This window comes from Acinetobacter qingfengensis (assembly GCF_008693185.1).
Lineage (GTDB): Bacteria > Pseudomonadota > Gammaproteobacteria > Pseudomonadales > Moraxellaceae > Acinetobacter > Acinetobacter qingfengensis.
Map to the genome: position 1 here is coordinate 142,913 of NZ_VXKN01000007.1, position 11,579 is coordinate 154,491.

Sequence of the window (11,579 nt, forward strand, 5' to 3'; positions counted from 1 at the left end):
CACCTGACAAATAAAATATTTTTATTTTTTTGCTTTAATCCAGAAAATTCCTTGTTCATCCTGCACTATGCTTACAGCTGAAAATGTTGGTAAAGCGTGTATTAGCTGCATTCTATGAGCCAAATTGGCTTGTCCAGAAATTCTTAATTGCCCCAATTGCCCCTGTTGAATTTTTACTGGTAGTTCACCATAACGATTTAATTCTGCTAAAACTTCTGCGAGTGATTGATTATTAAAATAATAATGACCTTTCTGCCATGCAATTAATTGTTGTACGTCCACTGATTGCTGCAATGTGTTCAATTGTCCAATAGAAGTCATCAGACTTTCACCGGTTTTTAACAACATAGTTTGCTGTTGATCTGCTGACCATACTTGGACTTGTCCTTGTAAAACAGCTACTTGTGTATGATCTGCTGTAAATTGACGAACATTAAACACCGTACCAATATCTTCAATACGGATATTTCCACTACGTACTTCAAAACGGCGTTCTGCCCATGGTAACCAGGCATGCCAAAATGCATGTTTTACATGGAAGGTTGCTTCACCATGTTCAAGTTGAATATTTCTGGAACGCAGATGGTAAGCAATTTGTAATTGTGTTGCTGTATTCAGTTTAATCTGGCTACCATCCGATAAAATATAATCTTTTTGTTCGCCAATTCCAGTACTTAAATAATGCTGATCATATACAGGATTCCACCACCATATCCCGCCAAGTGTCGCCAAAAATAATAATGATAAAATATTCTTTTGACGTCGACGCTGCTTTTGTTGCCGTTGTAAAGCAGCCTGAATAATCTCTTCTGGTTTGGGTAATTGCGCAATTAATGCATCTTCAAAAGGTATGAGTGCCTGCTGTACTTGCTTTTGTGTTTTTAATTGTTTTTGATCATCTTGGCGTGGCATGTACTAACCTTCACTCATCGTGAGTCAAAATAATCGGTTGCATTAATTTGAATGCCTTGGCTAAATATCTTGCCACCATTCCACGTGATAATTGTAATTGTTGAGCAACCTCATATTGGGAATAGTGATAAAGTTGCGTCAAAATAAAAACATCCCTACAACTGTCGGGCAGTTGCTGAATGGTTTTTAGCAAAATTTGTTCTCGTTGTTGTTTAGCAAATTGTAGTTCCGGGAAGGTTAATCTTCGATAATGAGATATTTCTATTTCTTGCGGTATTTCACAAAAATCTAGCCATTCGTTTACTGATTTTTCTTTACGATAGCAATCAATAGCAACACGCATACAAACCGTACGTAAAAAAGCCATAGGACTTTGAATATCTTCAGGCTGTATGGTTTTTTGTAATACCCGAATACAGGTTTCCTGTACCACTTCCTGAGCAAATTGGCGATCACCAAAACGATAGCTAATATAGTTGACCAGCTCATCATTATGTATGACCAGAGTATCGATCAAAGAATTATTTGCCATATACAGGATGGATATAGAATGTAATGAGAATTATATGCAATTATGTACAGACTGACAATGCTGTTTTTGGGCATCGAATCGCACAAAATACCGATAAATATATTATAAAATATATAGTAATATAAAATCTACAAGATCAGTTAATCATTACTTCGTCTTAAAGATTTTGAAAATTTTAAGTACTTATTTATTTACATTCAATTCATATACATTCCTCCTTATATCAGAATTTAAACCCTAAAAAATTGTGCCAGATCTTGGTGTACCATATACACTTAACCTAGAGAATTAGATTTATATTTTTTATCAAACAGGTTGGTAATATTTAAACCCAAATTTATATATTCATTAATCTGATAACGTGCCCTTAAATCCACCACAGCAAAACTACCTTGTGAACGGGCAACTTGATTAACAGTCGTTGTTATGTCGAAAAATATCCTGTATCTGTACAGATTATAAGTTCTCTACCAGAACATAACCCTGATTATTATTTTTGAGGCTGTAATAGATTTCAAAATCTGCTCGAACCCCTGTGCAATACTATATTGTCCTGTTATGTACTCTTTTTTCCTGCAGTTAATCGCCCATCAATACTGAGATCAATCTGATTTTAAGCTGCAAAACGATTAAGTACATTATCCAGGCTATCTGCCGGAATCGCATAATTCTGACTTACGGTCGCAGCAACCACTTGTGTACTTAGTTTTGACAATGCCATCACACCACTAAAATGTTATGCCAATATCAATTGCTGACAAGCTAAAACCTATCTCTACCATACCTTAAAAGACCATATAGCTAAGCATAAATACTGATGAATCCATCCTGAGAGCTGAAAACATGCTTTCCATACAAAGCTATGTAATTTTTTTGTAAAATCAATGTTAAATCACTTACTGCGTTGATCAAAAAATCAAGCCTTATTTATTCACAATTGCTTAACAAATGAATTCTTTACTCAGAAAACCTTTAAAATATCAAACTAATGCAACAATAAAAATTTAAAAATAAAATATTACTTATCATAGCCTTAAGTTAATTTACAAGATATTTTTAATACTGAATCTCAAAAAACACCCTGTCATTTTGAATTACTTAGTGTGTACCAATTTACTTACAAATTGGATACATTGTTGCATTGATCTTTACCTAATGCAGGTCGATAGTAGTCTGGAAATTCAAACAAAATCTGAGCTTCATTAGTATTTACATGTGTACTGTGAATAAAGTTTTGTAAGTCAAATGACCATACTGAGGATATTTAATAGTCTGAAGATATGGAGTATATAAGCGATAACATCATAAATTACTTTCTAAATATTCTGGCTAAATGATGGCAACTTTTGCTCTTCTCTTACTATTCAATATCTAATAAATGATCAAAGTTTGTAAAAACAATAGGCAAAAATTTTTACCTATTGTCACATAAAAGGACAAGATTATGGCATGGTTACAAAGTCAGCTTAGTCATTCTCCCGAAATACTCATTTTTTTATCATTGGCAATTGGCTTCTGGATCGGTCAATTCCAGATTGGAAAATTTCAACTTGGTGGCGTGGCAGGTTCCTTAATTGTTGGCGTAGCACTGAGCTTACTTAATGTTCCAATTGATAATGGGGTGAAATCGATTTTATTTGCCTTGTTTATTTATGCAGTAGGTTTTGAAAGTGGTCCTCAATTTTTCAAATCACTAGGGCCTAATTCTATTAGAGAAATCATTCTTGCAACATTTATGGCTGTTATTGGACTACTCACCATTTTACTAATGGCAAAATTATTTCATCTGGACAAGGGTTTGGCTGCTGGTCTGGCCGCAGGTGGGATGACACAGTCAGCAATTATTGGTACTGCCAGTGATGCGATTGCACGACTAGATTTACCTCTGGATGAAATACATAAATTACAATCGAATGTTGCTGTAGGATATGCAGTTACTTATGTATTTGGTTCTCTTGGTGCAATCATTGTTTGTGTCAATATTTTACCTAAATTCATGGGGAAGGATATTCATGATGATGCTATCAAAGCTCAGAATCAGCAATTGAAAGGCGCCTTTGTCCTTACGTCCGGACAATCACTGGCAACACCCGACATCGTTGGCCGGATTTACCAAGTTGAGAAAATTAATCGGCAAACAGTTGCCCAATTGGAAACATTTGGACAAAATATCACTGTCGAACGGATCAAGCGTAAAAATCGCCTAATAGATATTACTCCTGATACCATAATTCAAACCAATGATATCGTTCTCATTGTAGGGCACCGGACTAATGTGGTTGCTATTTCTGAAAAAATTGGCAAGGAATTACAGTCGGTTGATGGTTTTGATCTGGTCATGTCTACCATAGATATTGTCTTAAAAAATCAAGCCTATATTGGTCGGACTTTAGGTGATATCAAATCTTCAACTGCTGCAATTGTGAAACACGGAATTTATATCATCAGTATTAAACGTGATGATGAACCGATCAGTTTAAGTAACGATACCAAAGTCTTAGCAGGCGATGTCATCACCGCTTATGGTGCAGAACAGGATCTTAAACGCTTTGCACACGAAGGTGGAACGCCAATTCCTAATAGCCTAAAAACCGACTGGATTTTTCATGGTGCCGGTTTGTTTGTGGGACTGTTAATTGGTTTGATTGTCATTCGAATTGGCAGCATTCCCATTACATTAGGTGCCGGCGGTGGTGCATTGTTATCAGGACTATTGTTTGGCTGGTTAAGAACCCGTCACCAAACTCGGGGAGCAATGTCCCCTGCTGCTTCACAAATTTTAAAAGATCTGGGACTGGCCGGTTTTGTTGCTGTAGTTGGTTTAAATTCAGGCTTACAAGCCATACAAACCATCAAACAAAGTGGCCTATCCCTGTTTCTGATTGGTGTAGTAGTCACTTTAGTTCCCTTACTTTTTTCCATGCTTTTTGCACGTTACATATTGCGTTATGACAATGCAGCAATCTTGGCAGGCGCTCTTTCCGGTGCTCGCAGCGCCAATCCTGCATTCGGTGCAATCCTCGATAAAGCAGGCAACACTATTCCTACCGTACCTTTTGCAATCACCTATGCACTGGCCAATGTATTTCTGACCCTACTTGGGCCATTAATCGTAGCATTTGTATAAATCTTTCTTTCAAATTCGGAAAATGATATTGGAGAAAAACATGTCAACTACCGATTATTCTAAATATGCAAAACTTAGCCCATTTGAACTAAAAGATAACCTCATGGCACTGGCACAAAGTCGTACTGATCGACTGATGTTAAATGCTGGTCGTGGTAATCCAAATTTTATGGCAACCATTCCACGCCGAGCTTTTTTTCAATTGGGTCTATTCGCAGCCACTGAATCCGAATTCTCCTTTGCTTATATGTCGGAAGGTATTGGTGGCTTTCCACGTAGTCAGGGCTTAATGGCACGTTTTGATGACTTTATTTTAGAAAACAAAGATAAAACCGGCGTACTTTTTTTAAATAAAGCCATTTCCTATATTCGCGATCAATTGGGATTGGATGCCGATCAGTTTTTATTGGAAATGGTTGAAGGTGTTCTGGGTTGTAACTATCCTGTACCAGATCGAATGCTGCGTATATCTGAAGAAATCATTAAAGAATATATTATTCGTGAAATGGGCATTAAAAACCTAAATAGTGATGGATTTGATTTATTTGCAGTTGAAGGCGGTACAGCTGCAATGGCTTATATTTTCAATTCCCTTAAAGAAAATAAAATTTTAAATCCCGGTGATAAAATTGCGATTGGTTCACCCATATTCACGCCATATCTGGAAATTCCAAAACTTAATGATTACCAGCTTGAACAGGTTCATATTGCTGCTGATCCTGCCCTTGACTGGCAATATCCAGAATCCGAATTGCGTAAACTTGAAGATCCATCGATTAAAGCCTTTTTCTTGGTCAATCCAAGCAATCCACCTTCTGTCAAAATCAGTGATGAGAGCCTCGATATTATCGCAGACATTATCACCAAACGCCCTGACCTCATCTTGTTAACCGATGATGTGTATGGAACATTTGCTGATAATTTTCAATCTTTATTTTCAATTTGTCCTGATAACACCATACTGGTGTATTCTTTCTCAAAATACTTTGGTGCCACAGGTTGGCGTTTAGGCGTCATTGCTTTGAGCCATAATAATATTCTGGATCAGAAAATTCAGCAGCTTGCAGCAAAGGATCAACAGATACTTACCGAACGTTATTCATCTTTAACGGCTGAACCTGCACAATTGAAAATGATTGATCGTATGGTCGCTGATAGCAGAACTGTTGCACTTAATCACACTGCCGGATTATCCACACCACAACAAGTACAAATGGTTTTATTTGCCTTGTTTAACATGATGGATGCAGCAGAAAGCTATAAAAAAGCCCTAAAAACTGTAATTCGTAATCGTGATGCAGCCCTATACCGACAACTTGGTGTCCAGCATCAGGACAATGACAACAGTGTTGATTATTATACCTTGATTGATCTGGATCAGACTTGTCGTTCGCTATATGGTGATGATTTTGCAGACTGGATGAATAGAATCAAAAATCCAACTGATCTGTTATTTAAAGTTGCCGATGAAACAGGTGTGGTTTTATTACCGGCATCAGGTTTTGGGGTAACACATGCTGGTGCCAGAGCATCATTGGCTAATTTAAATGAATATCAATATGCAGCAATTGGTAAATCCTTAAGAGCTTTTGCCGAAGCTTACTATCAAGAATATCAAAATGAACATTCTTGATCATAAATATCAACTTTAAATAAGCTCAAAAAAATGCTCAATTATTTTGAATATTGTGCAACAACATCGCCTCAACAGTCATACTGTTTGAGGCTTTAATTCAAATTTACTTTTATAGAGAAAAATAGAAAACTGATTTTCAAATCAACTGATTTGATTCAAATATGTGAGTTATACACTATCCTCTCATAAATTATGTTTTACTCTTTTTATAAAATAGAAATCAGAAGGTAATAATCATGGAAATTCAACATAAAAATACCGCTCAACGAGGTGAGTTCTTTATTCACAATAATTCAAGACAAAAAATTGCCGAACTTACCTATTTCTGGAATACAACACATCAATTTAGTATTGATCATACTTGGGTCGATCCATCCCTGCGTGGACAAGGCGTGGCCAAACAATTATTTGATGCTGCTATTGCCTTTGCCCGAAACAGCCATGCAACCATTATTCCGATATGTTCATACGCTGTCATCATGTTTCAGCGTGATCAACAACTTGGAGATGTGCTGGCTAAAGCAATTTGACCGTTCCACGTGAAACAAAAATGGGATGGTCCTTTCAACTATCCCATTTTCCGTCCTTACATATTATACATTTAGAGCAGCAAGTAATTTTTGATGTAAACCTCCAAAACCACCATTGGACATAATCACCACAGCGTCACCAGATTTTGCTTCATTTTTTACACGCTGAATAATTTCATCCAGAGATTGACTAACCTGTGCATGATTAGGTGCTGCATACACTACAGATTGCAAATCCCAATCCAACCCTTCAGGTTGATACCAGATAACCTCATCTGCAACACATGCAGAATTTGCCAAACTTTCTTTAAGATTACCCATACGCATGGTATTAGAACGTGGCTCGATAATTGCCCATAAACGGCGTTTACCAAGACGTTTACGTGCTCCATCCAAAGTAGTTGCTATGGCTGTTGGATGATGGGCAAAATCATCATAAACTTCGATACCACGAATTGTGCCAAGTAATTCCATGCGACGTTTTACACCACCAAAGCAAGATAATGCTTCACATGCTGTATGAATTGCCACACCTATATGTTCAGCAGCGGCAATCGTTGCCAAAGCATTTGCGACACTATGCTGTCCTGTCATCTGCCATTGTACTTCACCTTGTACAATTCCATTTTTCAAGACTTTAAAGTGGCTACCATCATCAGCAATCAATTCAGCATAAATCGCTGCCTGATCGTTGCTTGTCAAACTGGTACGTATCACCGGTGTCCAGCACCCCATTTTTAAAACTTCATCAATATTGCCTTCGGTAATTGGTGCAATGATACGTCCACTACCTGGAATGGTTCGTACCAGATGGTGGAATTGCTTTTGAATCGCAGCTAAATCATCAAAAATATCAGCATGATCAAATTCCAAATTATTTAAAATTGCTGTACGTGGATGATAATGGACAAACTTGGAGCGTTTATCAAAAAATGCAGAATCATATTCATCTGCTTCAACAACAAAATATTGACTACCTAAACGAGCACTATAACTAAACCCTAAAGGCACACCACCAATGAGAAATCCCGGATTTAATCCGGCCTGATCAAGCACCCATGCCAACATGGTCGTTGTGGTCGTTTTTCCATGTGTACCTGCAACTGCTAAAACATGTTTTCCCTGTAAAACATGATCAGCCAAAAATTGTGGACCAGAAGTATATGCCAGCCCAACATCCAGCATGTATTCTACCGCATCAATTCCTCGTACCATGGCATTCCCTACAATTACCAGATCAGGATGAGGTTGTAGATGACTCCGATCATACCCTTGCATCAATTGAATGCCCGCATTTTCAAGCTGTGTAGACATCGGCGGATAAACATTCTGATCACTTCCGGTAACCGTATAACCCAGCTCTCTTGCCAACAACGCCAATGACCCCATAAAGGTGCCACAAATACCCAGAATATGCAGATGCATGTGATGTTCTCTCTTATTCATAAATCACGTTTTAATGTGAGTTTTTGACCATAAAATTTTCATAGCACGATAGCAAGGCACATCAAGAAAAGATAGCGTCCTTACTAAAATTTCTGTTGCGATTTTATAGCTGAACACTTAAATCATCAAAATTAGTTTGATTAATCACATCAGATTTTCCCTGATTTAAAAATCAGTTTAGAATAAAAAATATTTAAAATTGAGCATTGCCATGAGTTTGCCTTTTATTTTTTTAATCATTTCCAACTGTTTTATGACACTGGCATGGTATGGGCATTTGAAATACTTACATGATGCGCCACTTTGGCAAGCGATTTTATTTAGCTGGATCATCGCATTACTGGAATATTCATTTATGATTCCGGCAACACGTATACTAGATGCACATGGTTGGTCACTTGGACAGATGAAAATTACTCAGGAAGCAATGACATTAATTGTTTTTGTGCCTTTCATGTTGCTACTTTTTAAGCAACCTTTGAAATTAGATTATCTATGGGCAGGATTCTGTTTACTAGGTTGTGTTTACTTTGTATTTAGAAGTCAAAATTAACTTTAAATATTTTAAAAATCTTTACAGGATGATAAAGCGCTTGCGTATTTAAAGATTATTGCGCATAGTGAATGTTAAATTTTCTGCAATATAGGGGTTAATCACCATGACATATTATCATGTCGTCATTGAGGCACGTGAAAATCTAGGTAAACATGATGAATCCCGTGAAATCACTCTATTCGATATCACTGATTTACAGTCCTTGATTCCAGAAGTGATTCGTCCATATTTAAGTAAAGCACCGTTAGTCATTGAAGATGAAATCATTCCATTTGAAAATATTGACTTATTTTCTATAAAGCAAACTGTATTACCCATTCAACAATTAATTGAAGAAGAACAACGTGAATTACCTTCCAATACCGATATCACCATCACTGCTTTTGAAATTTTCAATGATCGCGAACTAAGCCAGGATGTTACACAAGTTATTATCGATCTATTAGATCACTAAAATATAAGCAAACAGCCCATCTGTATCTTATGAACTGTTTCAGTTGATCACTCCAACTTTTTATTTATTGCAACTGGATACTGCCATTGGCAATCACACGAAGCGTACTCTCCCCTCCTTCTAGTTGTGGTGTTGTAACATCTGCCGATTTCATACTATAAGCTGCCATTTCAAGCATGGGTCTAGGTGAATAACCACCACTGATATTTAAATTCAAATTAACCAATTCATAACGAGTTGCACTCCACGGCGCCAGTAAGGATTGCGCTCGTTGTTGAAATGCACGCGAAGCTTCTACATATAATTCTGTTTCAACTTTTTGTTTTTGTACATCAGAAACATTAAAACTAATTCCTTGTAATTTCATACTAGATTGTAACTTTGCAATTAAATCGCCCATTTGTTTAAAATCTTGCCCAGTCAACACAATCTGACTTCGACCTCGCCATCCTGTAAGTACTTGTTTATCATTATAGATAGGGTATGTATTTTGATTACCTGAACGAACTTTAATCTGAGGATAAGCTTTCGCAAGCTGTAATGCATGGTTAGTTGTAAGATTTAATTTATTTGCCAGAGCCGCAGTATCTTTTTCACTTAGCTCTGAATAGAGAATAGCTTGCATTTCATCATTTTCTACCTGACGGATTGCTTCAGCCTGTAAATTAATAATACGATGATTATTTTCTGCAAAAACTTGCGAAACAGGTATAAAACTTCCTATTCCTGCGATCAGCATCACAGCCATCTTATGATTTAACGATATCATGATTGTACGATTCCCATTAAAATGAAAGGCATTTCCTAATTATTTAAATTATAGTTTTAATTTCTTTCATACTATGTAGCAACTTGGTGTACTGTATATTTCATCATTGAAATGTAAATCTAACAATAAAAAAAAGCCTAGATTTCTTGGGGGGAATCTAGGCCAGAAAAACGAGGATAATTTAATATCCTCAAGGGTTGTTTAACTCTATGTTGGTTAATATAAACTAATGATATGGATTAATTATGAAGACAATGTTATTGATCTTTTAGTTTTAGAACAAAGTATAGTCCCAACAAGAGAACTATTGAAATCGCAACTGTCAGACCAAACCAGCCATAATCTTCCCATACCAGCCCACCACCACTTCCTAACACACTTGAACCTAAATAATAACAAAATAAATATAATGAAGCTGCTACAGCACGCTGTTGTGCAACAGTTTTAGAAATCCAACTGCTTACCGTTGAGTGTGCTGCAAAAAATGCCAGCGTAAAACCCACTAATGCCACATACAAAATGAAAAAGTTTTGAACACTGGCCATCCACCACAAACATAACAACATTAAAAATAACATGGCTAATAATACACGTTTAGATCCATATTTTTCACCCCAGATTGCAGCACGAGGTGAGCTATAAATTCCTGCCAAATAAGCACTAGCCAACAATCCCAAAGTGCTCTGACTTACAGAAAATGGGGATTGCAAAAGATAATAATTCAAATAGTTATATACCGTGACAAAACAGCCCATCAGAATAAAACCTTGTAAAAATAAAATTCTTAATTGAGCTTTCTTTAAATGTAACTTAAAACCTTTTAATAATTGTGTCAAAGCAAAAGGGGTATGCGTAAAATTTTTAGAATTTGGTAGTAAAAAAAGAAAACAGATGGATAAAACTAAATTTAATATTCCTAAAAATAAAATTACGAAATGCCAATTAAAGTATTCCAGCATAACACCTGAAATCAGCCGACCACTCATCCCTCCAATAGCAGTTCCAGAAATATACAAACCCATTGTAAAACCAATATCTAATGGTCTTACTTCTTCGGCAACATAAGTCATTGCTACAGCAGCTACACCACTTACGGCTAAACCTATTGCAATACGACTAAGCAGAAAAAAATGCCAAAAATGAATAAAACTGCTAAAAATTGTAAAAAACGATGCACTTAATAATGAAATTACCATTACGGGCTTTCTTCCCAGTGCATCAGAGACAAAACCAGTAATTAACAATCCAAATGCCAATGCAATCGTAGAGAATGAAAGAGAAAAACTCGTTTGTGTTGCACTCTTAGCAAAAAATTGTGCCAACTCCGGCATCATGGGTTGCACACAATACAGTAAAGAAAAAGAATTAAAGCCAGCAATAAATAATGCAAATAGCACAGCATAATAGGCTTTCGTACCACGACTTAACTGTGACGCAGAAATATCCATCAAATACTCCAAATTTGTTCACAGTATACGTTAAATAAACACTTATCTGGAATCATATGCAAGGCTGAGGGAGTATTTAAAATATGGATTTTATTTGGATAAAAGAAGAACCCCCGGCAGGATGACTACCGGGGGTTAGAATAATGAGCTGGCGATGACTTACTCTCAC

At 36.5% G+C, this 11,579-nt stretch carries 10 protein-coding genes; 5 read left to right on the forward strand and 5 right to left on the reverse strand.

The window, feature by feature from the left end; all coding sequences use genetic code 11:
- Positions 1-21 precede the first annotated feature (21 nt).
- Both F4V57_RS10365 and F4V57_RS10370 read right to left on the reverse strand, forming a co-directional pair.
- Complete coding sequence (locus tag F4V57_RS10365; protein WP_070070265.1) at positions 22-912, reverse strand: FecR family protein; 891 nt, start codon at positions 910-912, stop codon at positions 22-24.
- Positions 913-922: 10 nt separating this feature from the next.
- Positions 923-1,444: an RNA polymerase sigma factor gene (locus F4V57_RS10370; protein ID WP_070070266.1), complete on the reverse strand. Its 522-nt coding sequence runs from the start codon at positions 1,442-1,444 to the stop codon at positions 923-925.
- A 1,441-nt stretch (positions 1,445-2,885) separates the two neighbouring features.
- Here F4V57_RS10370 and aspT point away from each other — a divergent pair.
- The 3 genes from aspT to F4V57_RS10390 all read left to right on the forward strand — a co-directional run bounded on the left by aspT (position 2,886) and on the right by F4V57_RS10390 (position 6,737).
- Positions 2,886-4,571 (forward strand): aspartate-alanine antiporter, encoded by a 1,686-nt coding sequence (gene aspT, locus F4V57_RS10380; RefSeq protein WP_070070267.1) that lies wholly within the window; start codon positions 2,886-2,888, stop codon positions 4,569-4,571.
- A gap of 40 nt (positions 4,572-4,611) precedes the next feature.
- Positions 4,612-6,204, forward strand: coding sequence for a bifunctional aspartate transaminase/aspartate 4-decarboxylase (locus F4V57_RS10385; RefSeq protein WP_070070268.1), 1,593 nt, complete (start codon positions 4,612-4,614; stop codon positions 6,202-6,204).
- 239 nt (positions 6,205-6,443) lie between these two features.
- Entirely contained in the window at positions 6,444-6,737 is a 294-nt protein-coding gene (locus F4V57_RS10390) for a GNAT family N-acetyltransferase (protein ID WP_070070269.1), read from the forward strand.
- 63 nt (positions 6,738-6,800) lie between these two features.
- Here F4V57_RS10390 and mpl read toward each other — a convergent pair whose 3' ends face one another.
- On the reverse strand, positions 6,801-8,162 hold the full coding sequence (gene mpl, locus F4V57_RS10395) for a UDP-N-acetylmuramate:L-alanyl-gamma-D-glutamyl-meso-diaminopimelate ligase (protein WP_070070270.1): 1,362 nt from the start codon (positions 8,160-8,162) through the stop codon (positions 6,801-6,803).
- A 232-nt stretch (positions 8,163-8,394) separates the two neighbouring features.
- On the opposite strand from mpl, the gene F4V57_RS10400 reads away from it, so the two are divergent.
- The gene (locus tag F4V57_RS10400; RefSeq protein WP_070070271.1) at positions 8,395-8,736 is read left to right on the forward strand and encodes a DMT family protein; all 342 of its coding nucleotides are present in this window, start codon (positions 8,395-8,397) and stop codon (positions 8,734-8,736) included.
- Between the two features lie 106 nt (positions 8,737-8,842).
- A complete protein-coding gene (locus tag F4V57_RS10405; protein WP_070070272.1) occupies positions 8,843-9,193 on the forward strand; it encodes a hypothetical protein in 351 nt (116 codons plus the stop codon).
- 64 nt (positions 9,194-9,257) lie between these two features.
- Here F4V57_RS10405 and F4V57_RS10410 read toward each other — a convergent pair whose 3' ends face one another.
- Positions 9,258-9,962, reverse strand: a complete 705-nt coding sequence (locus F4V57_RS10410) for an SIMPL domain-containing protein (RefSeq protein ID WP_227515700.1) — start codon at positions 9,960-9,962, stop codon at positions 9,258-9,260.
- Positions 9,963-10,219: 257 nt separating this feature from the next.
- Positions 10,220-11,410 (reverse strand): MFS transporter, encoded by a 1,191-nt coding sequence (locus tag F4V57_RS10415; protein WP_070070274.1) that lies wholly within the window; start codon positions 11,408-11,410, stop codon positions 10,220-10,222.
- Positions 11,411-11,579 lie beyond the last annotated feature (169 nt).